Genomic DNA, 16,210 nt, shown 5'->3' on the forward strand with positions numbered 1-16,210 from the left:
AAAGCTCCCTCGCGGGGACTGCCCAGCGTGACCCCACGCAGGGCACCCTCCGCGGGGGAGCTTTTTCCTCTTCCCTGGTCCCGGCCGGGTTAGCCGACGGCTTCGGCCAACGTGACCTGGGCGAACCGCATCAGCCAGCCGTCGGGGGTCTGCTGCCACAACGAGAAGCGCAGGCGGCTGAGATCGTCACCCTGGCGCCAGCGCACCCCCGCAACTCCCTCCGCATAGGTGTCCACCGCGAGCACCTCGAAGCGCGACGACGTGGGCTGCCATGCCCCGTACGCCCTGTCGACGATCCGGCCGTCGAGCGCATGGGCGACGAAGTCGGGGTGAAGCAGCGCGACGAGCGCCCGGGAGTCGCCTCGTACCTCGTCGTCGAGGAGTTCGCGCGTGAGTTGCAGCAGCTTGGCCTTGACCCGCGCCGAAGCGGTGCCGGGGCATCCTCCGCTCGGGCCCGACGGCGCAGGTTCGGGCTCGCCCACGGAGAACAGGTCAGGCTCCGGATCTGTGGACCCGATGGCGAACGCCTGTTCCCTCGACTTGGGGGCAGCAGCAGACGGGAAGCCCGGGCCGGGATCGAAGGCGACACCCTGCTGGAACGCGAACGCTGCGGACCTGGCCCGCTCGTCGGCCGCCTCGTTCATGGCGTGCCCGGCGTGGCCCTTCACCCACTCGAAGTGCAGGTTGCGCCCCTGCATCGCGACGTCGAGTTCCTTCATCAGTTCGACGTTGAGGACCGGCTTGCCGTCACCCTTCTTCCAGCCCCGGCGCTTCCATCCCGGCAGCCACTTGGTCAAGGAGTTGATCACGTACTGGGAGTCGCAGAGGATGCGCAGGGGTTCGTCAACGTGCGCCGTGGACTGCAGCAGGTCCAGCACCGCCATGAGTTCACCCATGTTGTTGGTGCCGTGCGGCCATCCCCCGGAGGCCCAGGCGTCGTCGCTGATGTACCAGGCCCAGCCTGCCGGGCCGGGGTTGGAGAGGGAGGAACCGTCTGCGGCAGCAACAATCACGCCGGACAGACTACCTCCGGACCGGTGGGGTCCCGACCCCGCAGCCGGCTGGCGCTAGGGGACACCAAATCTAGATCCGGGCGCTGGGACACCAAATCTAGATTCAGTGTCGTCAGGGACCCTGAATCCAGATTCGGCGTCTGGGCTGGGGGTCGCGGTGAGACGCCACATCCAGATTCAGTGGCTTCAGCGACCCCGGATCCAGATTCAGCGTCGTGGCCTGGGAGCCCGCGACACTTTGAAACTCACGCGACGGTGGGCGGGAACAGGTACGCGTAGGTGTGGTGCTCCACGAAACCCTCCTTGGCGTACAGCGAGCGGGCGGCGGTGTTCTCCTCCCCCACCTGCAGGGCGACGAAGCGGCACTCGACCGAATCCACCAGCGCCCGCGTCATGGCCCGGCCCCAGCCGGTGCCCCGCAGTGCGGGAGCGACCTCGACCGACGAGATGACCGCCCACGAACCCCAGAGGGCCACGCGCCCCACGGCGATGCCGGGGATCTGCGCATAGGTGGCCGGGGCACTGGTCATCTCCGCCACCAGGTCGGCGTCCGTGCGGCCACCCCGCCAGATGGAGAGCCACCCCTCGTCGGGCTCGGGCGACACCTTGACCTCGACGTGGTCATACGGCAGGTCATCAGCCCGGGCGACCATCACGACGGTGGGGCCACGCAACTCGTAGCCCGCGGCCTTCGCCAGGTCGATGACGGGGTCACCCATCACCACCTGCAGGATGGTGGGCCGGCCACGCCACTGGTCGGCCAGTGTGAGCGCCACGTCCCACGGCATCCCGGGGTCGCCGCCCACCAGGGTGGAGTTCGCCCGGGTGGTGCGGCGGTTCCCGTCGCGGAGGATCCAGCCGCCCAACCGGGCGCGACGCAGCCCCGGCCAGGTGCGGTCCAGCATCCGCTGCATCGCGTCAGGGGGCGAGGCGGGCAGCACGGTGCGCTCCGGGACCCGCTTCAGGTTCTTCACCGTCGATCGTTGCAGCCACACGGCCGGCTTGTCCTCGGGGAGCACCACCAGGCGGTCGTCGTCGGCGGCGATGAGGTGGCCGACGAGATCTGAGGCACGCCCGTCCGCGTCGAGATGCCGCAGCGTGATGCGCGGCGCTCCGGCGGGGACCTCGATGATCATCCTGTCACATTACTTCACCGCGCCCCGGCCCCGGCTGGCCCTGCGTCGCTTCCGTGAGCAATTGGATGGGGTCACGGGACCCCCAGCGGTGATCTCTCGGCGTGTCGCGTCGCGACCCTATCCAATTGCTCACGGGCCGGGTCGCCGAGGCCTCTGGCTGGAGACGACGCGGCGGGGCATACTTGCCCGGTGGCAGAGCATGATCAGATCAAGGTCCGCGGTGCGCGCGTCAACAACCTCAAGGACGTCTCGGTCGACGTCCCAAAGCGGCAGTTGACCGTCTTCACCGGAGTCTCCGGTTCGGGCAAATCGTCCCTGGTGTTCGGCACCATCGCGGCGGAGTCGCAACGCCTCATCAACGAGACCTACCCCGCGTTCGTGCAGAGTTTCATGGCCTCCCCCGCCCGGCCGGACGTGGACCGGCTGGAGAACCTGTCGGCCGCCATCGTCGTCGACCAGGAAAGGATGGGAGCAAACAGCCGGAGCACCGTCGGCACCGCCACCGACGTCAACTCGTTGCTGCGGCTGGTCTGGTCCCGCCTGGGCACGCCCCACGTGGGACCCAGCTTCCACTTCTCCTTCAACACGCCACAGGGCATGTGCCCGGCCTGCGAGGGCAACGGGAAGGTGTCGGCCGTCGACGAGTCGCTCATCGTCAACACCGAACTCTCCCTCAACGACGGCGCCATCACCGTCCCTGGCTACGGGGTGGGCACCTGGCAGTGGAAGATGTACGGCGAGGACCCGGAGCTCGACCCGGACAAGCCAGTCAAGGACTACACGCCGGCGGAGCTCGAACGGCTGATGTACGACCCCGGCACCCGGGTGAAGTTCCTGGGCATGAACACCACGCACGAGGGCATCGTCGTGCGCGTGAAGCGCCAGTTCCTCAACCCGGAGAAGGAGGCCGGCCAGAAGCACATCCGCGAATTCGCGGAGCGGATCGGCACCTTCGTCGCCTGCCGCGAGTGCGGCGGCACGCGGCTCAACGAGGCGTCGCGCTCCGCTGAGGTCGACGGCGTGACGCTGCCCGCCGCGCTGGCGTGGCAGGTCTCGGACCTGCGCGAATGGGTCCTGGAACTGGCAGGACACACCACCTCGGCGAAGGCGCTCCCCGTCCTCACCGCGCTGGCGGACCAGCTCGGCTCGCTGGTGGAGGTGGGGCTCGGCTACCTGTCGCTCGACCGCGAATCCGGCACGCTGTCCGGCGGCGAGGCCCAGCGGGTCAAGATGGTGGGCCACCTCGGTTCCGCGCTGACGGACGTGACCTACGTGTTCGACGAGCCCACCGTCGGCCTCCATCCGCACGACATCAACCGGATGATCGACCTCCTGCAGTCGCTGCGCGACAAGGGCAACACCGTGCTCGTCGTGGAACACAAGCCGCAGGTCATCGAGCGGGCGGACCACATCGTCGACATCGGCCCCGGCGCCGGTTCCGACGGCGGCGAGATCGTCTACGTCGGCGACCTCGAGGGCCTCCGGAGGTCCGGCTCCATCACCGGTGAACTTATGGACCACAAGCCCACGCTACGCACCCACCGGCGCACGCCGTCGGGCGCGATGGAGATCCGCGGGGCCACCACCCACAACCTCAAGGGCGTCGACGTCGACGTGCCGCTCGGCGTGCTGACGGTGGTCACGGGCGTGGCGGGTTCAGGCAAGTCGTCGCTGATCCACGGCTCGATCCAGTCTGGGGCGCTGAAGAAGGCCGGCGAGATCCGCGTGGTCGACCAGAGCGCGATCCGGGGTTCCATCCGCTCCAACCCCGCCACGTACACCGGTCTGCTGGACCCCATCAGGTCGGCGTTCGCGAAGGAGAACGACGTCAAGCCCGCGCTCTTCTCCGCCAACTCGGCCGGTGCCTGCGAGAACTGCAAGGGCCTGGGCATCGTCTACACGGATCTGGGCATGATGGCCGGGGTGGCCAACACCTGCGAGGTGTGCGAGGGCCGACGGTTCACCGACGAGGTGCTGCAGTACCGGCTCCACGGGCTCAACATCGCCGAGGTGCTGGCACTGCCGATCGGGAGGGCCGCCGAGGTGTTCACCGCCGGCACCCCGAAGAAGATCCTGGACCGCCTCCTGGCGGTGGGCCTGGGCTACCTCAGGCTCGGGCAGCCGCTCTCCACCCTGTCCGGCGGCGAGCGCCAGCGCATCAAGCTCGCGATCCGCATGGCCGAGGGTGCCGGCGTCTACGTGCTGGACGAGCCCACCACGGGGCTGCACCTCGCCGACATCGAGGCGATGCTGGAGATGCTCCACGGCCTCGTGGACCGCGGCAACTCCGTCATCGTGATCGAGCATTCGCTGGCCGTGATGTCGCACGCCGACTGGATCATCGACGTGGGCCCGGGCGCCGGCCACGACGGTGGCCGCATCGTCTACGAGGGTACGCCCGAAGGCCTGATGGATGCGGGCACCCTGACCGGCGACCACCTGAGGCAGTACCTGGCTCCCTGACCGCGAACCGCCAGGGTTCGAACCACCCGCAGGCGACTCAGCCGGCGACGTCGTGCAGGTGGTGGATCAGGTCGTGCGCGAAGTACAGGCCCAGTGACTGCGCCGTGAACTCGGAGCCGTTACCCCGCAGCCCCGCCCAGGACCACTGCTCCCCGACGGGCTCGGCCCACGCCTTCGCCGCGGCTTCGGCCCGTTCCTTGATGAGGACGGCGGTGGCGTGGCCGTTGGCCTTCCAGTACTCCTTCTCCACGGCGGCGGCGTCCTGGTCCCAGTCCTCGAACTCGGTGCCCGCGCCGTCGCTGTCGAGGATCAGGCCCAGACGTTCCGTCATGACCGCCATGACGTCCGCCACGTGCTGCCCGTATTCGATGGGCGACCACGTCTCCGGCCACGGACGCTCCTCCGCGCCCCTCCGCTCGACGGCGACCTCGAACCGCTCGGCCGCGCCCAGGATGAGCGTGGGCAGGTCCTCCGGCGACACCGTGGCGGGATCGAAGCCGCACTCAGGACAGGCCCGGGTGGTGACCCAGGTCCAGTCCTTGACATCGGCAACGGGTGCAACGGGGGCGTTCGGCTCAGTCATGGCACGACATTAGCGCCAGTGCCGGGCGACTCAGTGGTCCTGACGCTCGTAGATCCTTCGGCTGACGGCGTAGGAGACCACCCACACGACCACGGCGATGCCCGCCACCAGCCACGGGAACACGGTGAGCGAGCCCTCCGCAGATCCCGTCTCCAGCCCCTCCAGGAATGTGGCGCCCACGGTGGCCACGAACAGGAACCCCAAGGCCACCACTCCCATCAGGGCGATCAGGATCACGCGCGCGGTCTGGTGCCCGTAGCGTACCTGGAAGGGGAACTGGGCGGCGATCACGATGCTCAGCACGCCGAACAGGAGCAACCCGTTGAGGAGCGCGTCGCTCGGCTCACCGCGCACCGTGTCCCCCAGCGCGGCCAGCGTCACCGCACCGGCGACGATCGCGAGCATCAGCCCCAGAGCCACCAGGAAGTGCGACGTGATCACCGTGCGACGAGCCACGGGCAGGGAGCCGTGCAGCCGGGTCAGGCCATGGAGCGAGTCTGCCGTGAAGACGTTCAGCGAGAGGACGGACGCGACCGTCGCTGCCATGGGCACGCCCATCGCGGTGCCCCCGAACAGGGCCGCCGCAACCAGGACCAGACCGAGGAAGGCGAGCGTCCGGACGTTGCCCCCGAACACCGCCCGCAGGTCGAGCTTGATCATGGACCACAGGTTCGTCATGTCAGTTCTCCTTCGCGAACGCGACGATGATGTCGTCGAGGCTCGGTTCCTCCACCGCGGCGGAACCGTTGAGGGCGACGGTGTGCTCGGTCGCCATGAGGCCCTCCCACCCCGCGTCGTGCAGGCGGAGGCCGCGTACGAGGCCGCGCACGTCGTCGAGGTGTGATCTGGCACCGCGCACCGTGCGGAACGATTCCACCAGTTCATCGCGCGTACCACTGGTCAGCACCCGGCCGTTGTGGAGGAGGGTGATGTAGTCCGCCACCCGGTCGAGATCGGTGGTGATGTGGGTGGAGAACAGTACGGAGTGCCGCTCATCGGTCATGAACTCCGCCAGCATGTCCACCAGTTCGCGCCGGGCCAGCGGGTCGAGGCCGCTGGTCGGCTCATCGAGCACCAGCAGTTCCGCGCCGTGCGAGAGGGCGACGGCGAGCTGCAGGCGCATCGACATGCCGCGGCTCAGTTCCTTGATGCACTTCTTCTCGTCGATGCCGGCCCAGCCCAGCAGTTCGTCGAACCTGGCCTGGTCCCACCGGGGATAGAACGGCGCAAGGGCGCGGTGGACGTCGCGCACCTTCCAGAGGGCCGGGTACGGCGCGGAATCCATCACCACCCCCAACCTGGTCCTGTCGACGTCCTGCGCGCGACCCTCGTCGGGGTGCACCATCCCGAGGCCGACCTTGATCGCCGTGGTCTTGCCCGCGCCGTTGGCGCCGACCAGGCCCATGACGAAGCCGCGGGGTACGACCAGGTCGAGGGGTCCGAGCGCGAAGCCCGGGTACTTCTTGGTCACTCCCCGCAGCGCGAACTCCGCGTCGGGGGCCGAGGTGAGGTCTCGTGAAGTCATCACAGTTCCTGTTCGATGAGTGCGTCGAGCACCGCGTGGAGCTCGGCTGGGGTGAGGGCGGCCAGGCGCGCTTTCCGCAGACCGTCGGCGAAGTGGGTCTCCACTTCGCGCAGGATCTGTTCGCGCACGAGGTCCGTGTCGCGGGGCAGCACGTACGAGCCCTTGCCCGGCACGTTGGTCACGAACCCCTCCTGCGCCAGGTCTGAGTAGGCGCGGGTGGTCGTGATCACGGACACCCGGAGGTCGCGGGCGAGGCCGCGGATCGATGGCAGGGCGTCACCCTCCGGCAGGTCGCCCCGGAGGATGGCCGCCTTGAGTTGTTGCTTGATCTGTTCGTAGATCGGCTCTCCACTGGTGTTGGAGATCACGATGTCGAGGGTCACGACCAGCTCCTTACTGTATATATCCACTATATACAGTAGGTGCGCAAGGACGCAAGGGCTTTCCGGACTTGGATCGCGCGCTAGTTCAGGAGCCCGTGCCGGCGCGCCGCAGCGACCGCGGCGGTACGCGAATCAGCCCCCAGTTTTCCGAAGGCGTGCACCAGATGCGTCTTCACGGTGCCCTCGGAGATGAACAACTGCCTGGCAATCTCTCGGTTGGTGCTGCCCTCGGCAACCAAACGCAGCACGTCGAGTTCCCGCGCACTCACGGCGGGCACGCCCTGCGACATCCGTTCGACGACGCGCACCTCGAGGTCGCGCGAGAGCACCAGCCGCCCGGCAGCTGCGTCGGCGATGCCCTCGATGATGTCTTCGGGCTGCGCATCCTTGAGCAGGTACCCCGCGGCCCCGGCCAGGACGGCCCTGGCGATGTCGGAGTCGTTGTCGTAGGTGGTGAGGATCAGCACCGCCGGCGGGCGGGGCCGGCGTCTGACCGCCTCGGTGACGCCCACGCCGTCGAGTCCCTCTCCCAGCCTCAGGTCGCAGAGGACCACGTCGGGCGACAACTCGTCCACCAGCCGCAGTGCTTCCTCGCCCGTGGCTGCGGACCCGATCACCTCGATGGCGTCGGCCCCGCTCAGCAGCGCCGCGACGCCGGACCGCACCACCGGATGGTCGTCCACCAGCAGTACCCGGATCATGGCAACGCCTCGTCCGCCCGCACGAGGGGCAGGCGGGCGGTGACGGCCGTGCCACCTCCCGGCTCCGATTCGACGGTGAGCTCACCGCCCAGGTCTGCGAGGCGCTCGCGGAGAGCGCGCAGCCCGTAGCCCCCGTTCATGGTGCGCTCCACCGTGACGGCCGGGTCGAACCCGATGCCGTCGTCGACGACGTCAAGGTGGACGTGGTCCCCTGCGCGGGCCAGCTCGACGCCGACGCGGCCGGCCCGCGAGTGCTGGCGCACGTTGGCCAACGCGTTCTGCGCCGCGCGCAGCAGCGCCACCTCAGTGGACGTGGCGAGCCGGGGCAGCTCGGGGTCGACGGTGACGTCCCACTGCGCTCCGAGTGCTTCGGCCACCTCCGCCGTCAGGCGACGCAGCGGTGCGGCGAGGCCCCCTGCACCGGCCTCCTCGGGGGCCAAGGCGTAGACGACGCGGCGTGACTCCGCGAGGTTCTCAGTCGCCGTGGCCTCGATCTGGGCGATGAGGTCCCGGGCCGGGTCGTCGGCTGCTTTACGGCCCGCAGCCCGGGCAAGGAGCACGATGGAGGAGAAACCCTGCGCCAAGGTGTCGTGGATGTCGTGGGCGAGCCGGGTGCGTTCGGCCAGCTGACCGGCCTCGCGCTGCAGGCGCGCGGTCTCCTCGTGGGCGAGAAGCACCTCGGTGAGCAACCGGCGGTGCTCCGAGACCTCATGTTCGAACTTCAGCACCGCTCGGGAGAACCCCACGGCGATGAGCGCCCCGGAGAGCGGGCCCAGCACGGAGCCGATGGTGCCACCACCGGCCATGGTCAGCACCGTGACGATCATCGCGAGCGAAACCGCCGTCAGCAGCAGCGAGGTCAGGAGCGGCAGGAGCGCCGCCCCCAGCAGCCACAGAGGGAAGGCGATCCACAGATACGCCGGGGAGATCCACATCGTCCACCCCGACAGGGCGAACAGAATGCCCATCCACACGGTGAGGCCAACGGTGCCCAGCCGGTCGACGAATTGCAACCCGAGCACGAACACCAGGAGGGTGAGCAGCGCAATGGGCCAGGCGACCACCACGGCCGCGCCGCCGTCGGGGAGCAGGCTGGCGATGATCAGCAGGCCGATGAACAGCACCGCCTGACCGAACCGCAGCCACCAGGACGCCGACCACCTGGGCGCGCGAGCCACGCCCACGTGGGCACGTCGGGAAGGGGTCGTCACGCCTCCACGGTAGCGGTGTCCAGCGGCTGGCGGGCGTCGGCCTTCAGCGCCCTGCCGAGGATGACGAAGAAGTACACCCAGGTGCCGGTCAGGATCATGTGACCGAGGCCCGCGAAGCCGGGCCACATGGCGGAGGTGGCGATGGGGGCCTCGAGCACCTGGAGGGTGCCCTTCACCACCATGGAGCCGAACGTGAAGCCGAGGCCGATGTTGTAGAGCAGCGTGAAGAGCTTGGCGCTCTTCTCCGCGATGGGGAACACCTTGGCCAGCGCAAGGATGGCGAGGAACACCAGGGTGCCGAGCGCCAGTGCATGCGTGTGGGCGGTCGAGAGCATGGTGTCGCCGGTGAACTCGTTGATCTTGGTCATTTCGCGCCAGTAGAGGCCCGAGGCGAGTCCGAGGGCGGTCCAGGTTCCGGCGGAGAGGAAGAGTCGATTCAGCATGTATCCATCGTCGCGATTCCGCTCACAGGTTTCCCCCGGCAGGCATCCATCCTTCGGTGGATCCAGCAGTCCCGGCCTTTCGCCGTCAGCGGGCGGCGGCGAAGGCCGGGCGGATGACCTCGCGGATCATGGACTCGCGCTGGTCGTGCGGCAGGAACGCCGCGCGCATCGCACCCACTGTGGTCTTCTCGACGTCGTCGAGGTCCCAGTGGAAGGTCTCCACCAGCTTGAGGTACTCCCGCGACATGCTGGTGTCGCTCATCAACCGGTTGTCGCAGTTAACGGTCACGTTGAACTGGAGGCCCTTCAGTAGGTCGATGGGATGGTCCTTCATCTCCCCCGCAATGCCGGTCTGGAGGTTCGACGACGGCGCCACCTCGAGCGGGATCTGGGCGTCACGCACGTAGCCCGCCAGCCGACCGAACCGCACGCGGTCCTCCTCGATGGTCAGGTCCTCGACGATCCGCACGCCGTGGCCCAGGCGGTTGCCGCCGCACAGTTGCACGGCCTCCCAGATCGAGGGCGGCCCGAAGGCCTCGCCTGCGTGGATGGTGAAGAACATGTTGTGCTTCTTGAGCAGCCGGAACGCGCCCTCGAAACGCGACGGCGGGAAGCCGTCCTCCGCTCCGGCGATGTCGAACCCGCAGACGCTGTCGTCACGGTTGTCGATGGCCAGTTGCGCGATCTCGACGGTGGGGTCGTCCTGGCGCAGCGAGGTGAGGATCTGCCGCGCGACGATGGCGTGGCCCGACGCCGCGGCCGCCCTCATGCCCGAGGCCAAGCCGTCGCGCACCGCCTCGACCGACTGCTGCAGCGTCAGCCCCTTGGCCAGGTGCTGCGCGGGGGCCCAGCGCGCCTCGGCATAGACGACGCCGTCCTCGGCCTGGTCGACGACGAACTCGTGCGCCACCCGCTCGAGCTGTTCGGCGGTCTGCATCGCGGCGACCGTGTGTGCGAACGTCTCCAGGTAGCGCACCAGCGAGCCGGAGTCTGCGGCCTCGAAGAACCACCGGCGCAGACCCTCCGGATCCGTCGTCGGCAGCTCGTGGCCGTTGGCTGCGCAGTGCTCGATGACGGTTTCCGGGCGCAGCCCTCCGTCGAGGTGATCGTGGAGCGCAACTTTGGGTAGCGCGCGCAAGTCGTCGAGGCTCAGCATGGGCTCAGGTTACCGGGCAAGGCCGGGGAGCTGCTCCCGATCCGTGGCAAGCTGTAGCAATGGCTGCGCTGAACAGAAGAGCACTGATCGCGGGAACCGCAGCGGGGGGCTTCGCCCTGGCGACGGGTTGCACCGACGAAGGCTCGCCGGAGACACCCCCGTCCCAGAGCCCGACGTCGGCCTCGCCGGCCACGGCTCCCCGCAGCCCGTCGGCTTCAGCGTCGCCCAGCCCGTCGCCGGAGCCGAGCAGCCCCTCCCCCGAGCCCTCGCCCACCCCGCAGGTGGCCGAGTTGCCTGGCGGCGGCACCACCCCGTTCCCGGGCCGACGCATGGTCGCGCTCTACGGACACCCCACGGCCCCGGTGCTCGGCATGCTGGGCGAACAGCCACCCGCCCAGGCGGTCACCCGGGTCAACGCCCTCGTCGCCGAATACCAGCAACTGTTGCCCGACGAGAAGGTCATCGGGGCGTTCGAGATCATCGTCACGGTGGCCTCGGCGTCGAAGACGGCCGACGGTTCCTACTCGAACCGCACACCGATCGAGACGATCATGCCGTGGATCGAGGCCGCTGAGGCCAACGACATCTACGTCATCATCGACCTCCAGCCCGGCCGCGTCGACTTCCTCACGCAGGCCAAGCTGTACGAGGAACTGCTCCGCCGCCCGTCGGTGGGTCTGGCGCTCGATCCGGAGTGGCGCCTCAAGCCCAACCAGGTGCACCTGCGTCAGATCGGGCAGGTGGCGATCGAAGAGGTCAACGCCGTGGGCACCTGGCTGGCAGACCTGGTGCGCGACAACAACCTGCCGTCGAAGGTGCTCGTCCTGCACCAGTTCCAGCCCCGGATGGTCATCGGCAGGGAGCGGCTCGACACCAGCCGCCCGGAGATCCAGTACCTCATGCATGCCGACGGGCAGGGCGGCCAGCCGGCGAAGCAGGCCACCTGGCAGGCGCTGCTGAAGGACCTCCCCCAGAACGTGTTCCTCGGCTGGAAGAACTTCGAGGACGAGGACCTGCCCATGCTGACGCCTCAGCAGACGGTGGCGCAGGTCGAGCCGTTGCCCCACCTCGTGTCGTACCAGTAGACGCGTCGGTCCTCCCGTTGCGTCGCACACCAGCGGCAGCGCCGCGGGAGGCGTGCGGTCAGGTGAGGTTGGCGGGGCCGAAGGCCTGCGGCAACATCTCCGCCAAGGTCACGATGCCCGCCGGGGTCTCCATCAGCAGGTCTGCGCCGCCGTGCTCGAAGAGCAGCTGGCGACACCGTCCGCACGGCGTGATCACCTCGCCGCGCGTCTCCCCACCGACGCAGGTGAACGCCACCAGGCGCCCACCCCCACCGGCGACGAGGTCCGAGATCAGCCCACATTCTGCGCACAGCGTGACGCCGTAGCCGGCGTTCTCCACGTTGCAGCCGCTCACCACGCGCCCGTCGTCCACCAGCGCCGCCGCCCCCACCCGGAACCTCGAGTAGGGCGCATAGGCGCGGGTCATGACGCTGAGGGCGGTGGCCCGCAGCGCCTCCCAGTCGATGCTCGTCATCAGTGGCTCTTGATGAAGTGCGCGCCGTCTGCGGCAGGGGCCCGCACGCGTCCGACGAGGCCCGCCACGGCGATGATGGTGGCCAGGTACGGCAGCATCTCGATGAAGTCGCTGGGGATGGGAAGCTGCATGAGCTTCGTGTTCTGGGCCAGCGCGCGGGCGAAGCCGAAGAACAGGGCGACGAATGCGCCGAGGACGGGGTGCCAGCGGCCCATGATCACCGCGGCGAGCGCGATGAAGCCGTTGCCCGCCGTCGGGTTGTTGTCCTGGAACGACCCCACCGAGCCGATGGTGAAGTACGCGCCACCGATGCCGGCGAACACGCCGCCGAGCAGCACGGCCGAGGCCTTGGTCCAGAGCACGTTGATGCCGACGGTGTCTGCAGCGTGCGGGTGTTCGCCCACCGAGCGGACCCGGAGGCCCCACTTGGTGCGGAACAGCAGGAACCACACCAGCGGCACCGCGACGAACGCGATGTAGGTGAGGGGTCGCTGCGTGAACAGGATGGGCCCGAGGAAGGGGACGTCCGCCAGGCCAGGGATCCGGATGGGCAGCATGGGCCGCACGTTGCTGTAGGTGGCGATGTCCTTGGCCACCAACTGCTGGTAGATGAAGCCCGTGAGGCCCGTGGCCAGCACGTTGATGACGACGCCGATGATGACGTGGTCCACCAGGTAACGCAGCGTGAACAGCGCCAGGATCCCGGCCATCATGACGCCGGCCAACGCGGCCGCGAACAGGGCCGCGACGAACGACTGCGTCATGCTGTAGGTCAGCGAGGCCGAGAACGCCGCGGTGAGGAACATGCCCTCGATGGCGATGTTCACCACGCCCGCCCGCTCCGCCAGCACGCCACCCAGCACGCCGAAGAACAGCGGCGTCGCGTATTCGAGCGTGAGGTTCAGCTGGCTGGTGAGGGTGAACGGCAGCGGTGAGCTGGCCGCGGCCCACACCAGGAAGCCGACGACGATGCCCAGGCCGGCGACCACGGCCGCCAGCGTGCGCATCCTGCCGCTGAGCTTCCCGGTGAGGTAGCCGATACCGGCGCCGAGTACCAGCAGGGCCGCGATGAGGACCGTGGCGGTGCCGGGCAGTTCCAGCGTGGGCAACTGCACCTCGGAGAAGGCATCGGACAGGGCGATCCGCCCGGACTTGTTGACGGTGAACGCCATGACCAACAGCGCGACGCCCATGACGGCGATCAGGGTGCCGGTGGAGAGTCGCTGGGCCTTCGCCTCCGGCGACTCGACCTTCTTGACGAGGCGCAGGTCGCTGTCCGGGATGGGCAGGGTCTGGGTGCTCATGCTTCAGCCACCTTCGCGACAGGAACGGAACGACGCTTGGTCTTGCGCTCGTTGAGGAACGGCAGCAGCCACGCGACGAACGCGGGCGCGGCCACGAACAGCACGACGAGGGCCTGGATGAGGTCTGTCAGCTTGTCCGGCGTGTTGGCCATCGTGACCATCGTGCGGCGCGAAGCCTTGAGGGCACCGAACAGCAGGCCCGCGAGCACCACTCCCAGTGGTCTCGATCTACCGAGCAGTGCCACGGTGATGGCGTCGAAGCCCAACGTGCCGATGATCGTGCCGGTCATCTGGGTGGGCGTGCCGGTCAGGAGCTCGGGGGCGGTGACGGCCTGGACGCCGGCCAGGCCTGCGAGGCCACCGGCGAGGGCCATGGTGAGGATGGTCACGTTGGCCACGCTGGCGCCCGAGGTGGCGGCGGCGTTCGGGTTCAGGCCCACCGCCTTCAGGTGGATGCCGAACTTGGTGCGCTCCAGCAGCCACCAGCAGACGATGGCCGCCGCGATGGCCAGGAAGAAGCCCAGGTGCAGCCGCGTACCGGCCAGGCGCGGGAGCGTGGCGGTCCACTCCAGGACCGGCGAGATCGGGTCTGCACGGCCGGGCGTCTGGAACGCCGGCTGCAGCATGAGGAACGCCAGGAACGAACCGGCGATGTAGTTCATCATGATGGTCACGATGACTTCGTGCGCGCCGGTCTTCGCCTTCAACAGGCCGACGATGCCGCCCCAGATGGCGCCCGCCACGATGCCCACGACGATGGCCAACGGGAGGTGGATGAAGATCGGCAGGCCCTTGATGCTGAAGCCGATGAAGGCGGCCGTCAGGCCGCCGAGCATCGCCTGGCCCTGGGCGCCGATGTTGAACAGGCCGGCGCGGAACGCCACGGCGACACCGAGGCCCGCGCAGATCAGGGGCGCAGCCTCCGCCGTCGTGTTGGTGATGGCCACCCAGGAGCCCATGGAGCCGACCCACATCGCGTAGAACGTGGCGGAGATCTTGTCCCACGAGGCGGCGAGCGCGTCGCTGGGCCTGGAGAAGAAGTAGCCCCACGTGGAGGCGACCTCGGCGTCGGTGAACACCATCACGAACGAGCCGACGATGAACGCGAGGATCAGCGACGCCACCGTGATGATGGTGGAGGTGACCCACGCCGGACGGGGTGCCTTCACTTTGTCACTCATTGCCGGCCTCCTTGATCGTGGCGAGTGCGTCCTCGTGGCTGATGCCGGCCATCATGAGGCCGAGTACATTGCGCGGGGTGTCCGGCGGCACGATGCCGACGATCTTGCCGCGGTACATGACGGCGATCCGGTCCGCGAGGGACTCGACTTCCTCCAGCTCCGTGGACACGAGCAGCACAGCGGTGCCGCGGTCGCGTTCCTCCACGATGCGCGTGTGGAGGAACTCGATCGCGCCGACGTCCACGCCGCGGGTGGGCTGGTTGGCGACGAGCAGTGACAGGTCGCGCGACAGCTCGCGGGCGAGCACCACCTTCTGCTGGTTGCCGCCCGAGAGCGAGCGCACCGGTTGGGTGTGCGAGCCGGCGCGGATGTCGAACTCCTCGATGCGGGCGACGGCGTTGTCGGCGATCTTCTTCAGCTGCAGCGAACCGCCGCGGGAGAACTCGTCGAGGTTGTTGAGCACGAGGTTCTCCGCGATGGAGAACTCGCCGATGAAGCCGTCGCGGTGCCGGTCCTCCGGCACGTAGCCGAGGCCCGCCTTGATGGTCTTCGCCGGCTTGGCGCGGGTGATGTCCACGCCGTCGAGGGTGGCGGTGCCACTGAGCGCCGTCCTGGTGCCGAGCAGGGTCTCGACGAGTTCGGTCTGGCCGTTGCCCTGCACGCCGGCGATGCACACGATCTCGCCGCCGCGCACATCCAGGCTGAGGTGGTCGACGGCGACCTGACCCGACGGGGCGGCCACCGTCAATTCATTGATCGTGAGGCGGGGTTCGCCGGGCTCCGCCGGCTTCTTGTCCACCTTCAGCGACACCGAACGGCCCACCATCATGGTGGCCAGCTCGGCCTCGGAGGCGCCGGGCTCCGCCTTGCCGACGACCTTGCCGCGGCGGATGACCGTGATGTCATCGGCGACCTGGCGCACCTCGCGCAACTTGTGCGTGATGAAGACGATCGCCCTGCCTTCGTCGCGGAGGGCCTTCATCACGAGCATCAGCTCGTCGATCTCCTGCGGAGTGAGCACCGCCGTCGGCTCGTCGAAGATGAGGTACTGCGCGCCGCCCGCGAGGGCCTTGAGGATCTCCACGCGCTGCTGGATGCCCACCGGCAGGTCTTCGACCAGCGCGTCGGGGTCCACAAACATGTTGTAGCGCTCGCTCAGTTCGCGCACCGCCTTGCGGGCGGAGTTGATGTCGAGGAGGCCCCCGCTGCCGGGTTCGCGGCCGAGCACCATGTTCTCCGCGACGGTGAAGACCGGGATCAGCATGAAGTGCTGGTGCACCATGCCGATGCCCTTGGCCATGGCGTGCTTCGGGTTGGTGAGGTTGAGCACCTCATCACCCATCCGGATCTCGCCCTCGTCCGGCTGCAGGAGCCCGAAGAGGATGTTCATCAACGTCGATTTGCCGGCGCCGTTCTCGCCCAGGAGGCAATGGATGCGCCCCGGCGTGATGTCCACGGTGATGGCGTCATTGGCCGTCAGCGATCCGAATCGCTTGGTGATGTGGTCCAGCGTCAGCGTCGGTGCCTGCGCGGTGGTTACTGTCACGTCGGAGTTCCTCCCCTCGCCTGGTG

The 16,210-nt window shown here is 68.7% G+C and carries 16 protein-coding genes; 2 read left to right on the forward strand and 14 right to left on the reverse strand.

Translation table 11 applies throughout. The annotated features are described in order from the left end of the window. Positions 1–89: 89 nt before the first annotated feature. Together H5393_RS06205 and H5393_RS06210 are read right to left on the reverse strand one after the other, a co-directional pair. The gene (locus H5393_RS06205; RefSeq protein ID WP_182765931.1) at positions 90–1,013 is read right to left on the reverse strand and encodes an RNase H family protein; all 924 of its coding nucleotides are present in this window, start codon (positions 1,011–1,013) and stop codon (positions 90–92) included. A 245-nt stretch (positions 1,014–1,258) separates the two neighbouring features. Continuing rightward, complete coding sequence (locus H5393_RS06210; RefSeq protein WP_182765932.1) at positions 1,259–2,149, reverse strand: GNAT family N-acetyltransferase; 891 nt, start codon at positions 2,147–2,149, stop codon at positions 1,259–1,261. A gap of 189 nt (positions 2,150–2,338) precedes the next feature. On the opposite strand from H5393_RS06210, the gene H5393_RS06215 reads away from it, so the two are divergent. Further along, positions 2,339–4,612, forward strand: coding sequence for an excinuclease ABC subunit UvrA (locus H5393_RS06215; RefSeq protein WP_182765933.1), 2,274 nt, complete (start codon positions 2,339–2,341; stop codon positions 4,610–4,612). A 37-nt stretch (positions 4,613–4,649) separates the two neighbouring features. Here H5393_RS06215 and H5393_RS06220 read toward each other — a convergent pair whose 3' ends face one another. The 8 genes from H5393_RS06220 to H5393_RS06255 all read right to left on the reverse strand — a co-directional run bounded on the left by H5393_RS06220 (position 4,650) and on the right by H5393_RS06255 (position 10,614). Next, positions 4,650–5,195: a DinB family protein gene (locus H5393_RS06220; protein ID WP_182765934.1), complete on the reverse strand. Its 546-nt coding sequence runs from the start codon at positions 5,193–5,195 to the stop codon at positions 4,650–4,652. A 30-nt stretch (positions 5,196–5,225) separates the two neighbouring features. Next, positions 5,226–5,873: an ABC-2 transporter permease gene (locus tag H5393_RS06225; protein WP_182765935.1), complete on the reverse strand. Its 648-nt coding sequence runs from the start codon at positions 5,871–5,873 to the stop codon at positions 5,226–5,228. Position 5,874: 1 nt separating this feature from the next. Then, complete coding sequence (locus tag H5393_RS06230) at positions 5,875–6,720, reverse strand: ABC transporter ATP-binding protein (protein WP_182765936.1); 846 nt, start codon at positions 6,718–6,720, stop codon at positions 5,875–5,877. Beyond that, complete coding sequence (locus H5393_RS06235; protein WP_182765937.1) at positions 6,720–7,103, reverse strand: GntR family transcriptional regulator; 384 nt, start codon at positions 7,101–7,103, stop codon at positions 6,720–6,722. Before H5393_RS06235 ends, H5393_RS06230 begins: the two co-directional genes overlap by 1 nt. A gap of 80 nt (positions 7,104–7,183) precedes the next feature. Next, a complete protein-coding gene (locus tag H5393_RS06240) occupies positions 7,184–7,804 on the reverse strand; it encodes a response regulator transcription factor (protein ID WP_182765938.1) in 621 nt (206 codons plus the stop codon). Further along, positions 7,801–9,015, reverse strand: coding sequence for a sensor histidine kinase (locus tag H5393_RS06245; RefSeq protein WP_182765939.1), 1,215 nt, complete (start codon positions 9,013–9,015; stop codon positions 7,801–7,803). Before H5393_RS06245 ends, H5393_RS06240 begins: the two co-directional genes overlap by 4 nt. Next, positions 9,012–9,458 (reverse strand): DUF2871 domain-containing protein, encoded by a 447-nt coding sequence (locus H5393_RS06250; protein WP_182764523.1) that lies wholly within the window; start codon positions 9,456–9,458, stop codon positions 9,012–9,014. The genes H5393_RS06245 and H5393_RS06250 overlap by 4 nt, the downstream gene beginning before the upstream one ends. A gap of 85 nt (positions 9,459–9,543) precedes the next feature. Then, positions 9,544–10,614, reverse strand: a complete 1,071-nt coding sequence (locus H5393_RS06255; RefSeq protein ID WP_182764524.1) for an adenosine deaminase — start codon at positions 10,612–10,614, stop codon at positions 9,544–9,546. 59 nt (positions 10,615–10,673) lie between these two features. Here H5393_RS06255 and H5393_RS06260 point away from each other — a divergent pair, with 59 nt between their 5' ends. Continuing rightward, complete coding sequence (locus H5393_RS06260; protein ID WP_182764525.1) at positions 10,674–11,699, forward strand: hypothetical protein; 1,026 nt, start codon at positions 10,674–10,676, stop codon at positions 11,697–11,699. A 58-nt stretch (positions 11,700–11,757) separates the two neighbouring features. On the opposite strand, the gene H5393_RS06265 is transcribed toward H5393_RS06260, so the two are convergent. The 4 genes from H5393_RS06265 to H5393_RS06280 are packed head-to-tail and all read right to left on the reverse strand — an operon-like array spanning position 11,758 to position 16,184. Continuing rightward, positions 11,758–12,153, reverse strand: a complete 396-nt coding sequence (locus H5393_RS06265; protein WP_182764526.1) for a cytidine deaminase — start codon at positions 12,151–12,153, stop codon at positions 11,758–11,760. Beyond that, positions 12,153–13,457, reverse strand: coding sequence for an ABC transporter permease (locus H5393_RS06270; RefSeq protein WP_182764527.1), 1,305 nt, complete (start codon positions 13,455–13,457; stop codon positions 12,153–12,155). The genes H5393_RS06265 and H5393_RS06270 overlap by 1 nt, the downstream gene beginning before the upstream one ends. After that, positions 13,454–14,638, reverse strand: a complete 1,185-nt coding sequence (locus H5393_RS06275; RefSeq protein ID WP_182765940.1) for an ABC transporter permease — start codon at positions 14,636–14,638, stop codon at positions 13,454–13,456. The genes H5393_RS06270 and H5393_RS06275 overlap by 4 nt, the downstream gene beginning before the upstream one ends. Further along, positions 14,631–16,184, reverse strand: a complete 1,554-nt coding sequence (locus H5393_RS06280; protein ID WP_083665696.1) for an ABC transporter ATP-binding protein — start codon at positions 16,182–16,184, stop codon at positions 14,631–14,633. Before H5393_RS06280 ends, H5393_RS06275 begins: the two co-directional genes overlap by 8 nt. Between the last annotated feature and the right edge of the window lie 26 nt (positions 16,185–16,210).

The sequence above is a fragment of the Tessaracoccus sp. MC1756 genome, from assembly GCF_014164735.1.
Taxonomy (GTDB): domain Bacteria; phylum Actinomycetota; class Actinomycetes; order Propionibacteriales; family Propionibacteriaceae; genus Arachnia.

What these genes read in the sequence shown, in the direction of transcription:
- H5393_RS06210 (WP_182765932.1), bottom strand. Translation starts at nt 2,149, where the DNA reads ATGATCATCGAGGTCCCCGCCGGAGCGCCGCGCATCACGCTGCGGCAT.
- H5393_RS06220 (WP_182765934.1), bottom strand. Translation starts at nt 5,195, where the DNA reads ATGACTGAGCCGAACGCCCCCGTTGCACCCGTTGCCGATGTCAAGGAC.
- H5393_RS06225 (WP_182765935.1), bottom strand. Translation starts at nt 5,873, where the DNA reads ATGACGAACCTGTGGTCCATGATCAAGCTCGACCTGCGGGCGGTGTTC.
- H5393_RS06230 (WP_182765936.1), bottom strand. Translation starts at nt 6,720, where the DNA reads ATGACTTCACGAGACCTCACCTCGGCCCCCGACGCGGAGTTCGCGCTG.
- H5393_RS06240 (WP_182765938.1), bottom strand. Translation starts at nt 7,804, where the DNA reads ATGATCCGGGTACTGCTGGTGGACGACCATCCGGTGGTGCGGTCCGGC.
- H5393_RS06250 (WP_182764523.1), bottom strand. Translation starts at nt 9,458, where the DNA reads ATGCTGAATCGACTCTTCCTCTCCGCCGGAACCTGGACCGCCCTCGGA.
- H5393_RS06255 (WP_182764524.1), bottom strand. Translation starts at nt 10,614, where the DNA reads ATGCTGAGCCTCGACGACTTGCGCGCGCTACCCAAAGTTGCGCTCCAC.
- H5393_RS06260 (WP_182764525.1), top strand. Translation starts at nt 10,674, where the DNA reads ATGGCTGCGCTGAACAGAAGAGCACTGATCGCGGGAACCGCAGCGGGG.
- H5393_RS06265 (WP_182764526.1), bottom strand. Translation starts at nt 12,153, where the DNA reads ATGACGAGCATCGACTGGGAGGCGCTGCGGGCCACCGCCCTCAGCGTC.
- H5393_RS06270 (WP_182764527.1), bottom strand. Translation starts at nt 13,457, where the DNA reads ATGAGCACCCAGACCCTGCCCATCCCGGACAGCGACCTGCGCCTCGTC.
- H5393_RS06275 (WP_182765940.1), bottom strand. Translation starts at nt 14,638, where the DNA reads ATGAGTGACAAAGTGAAGGCACCCCGTCCGGCGTGGGTCACCTCCACC.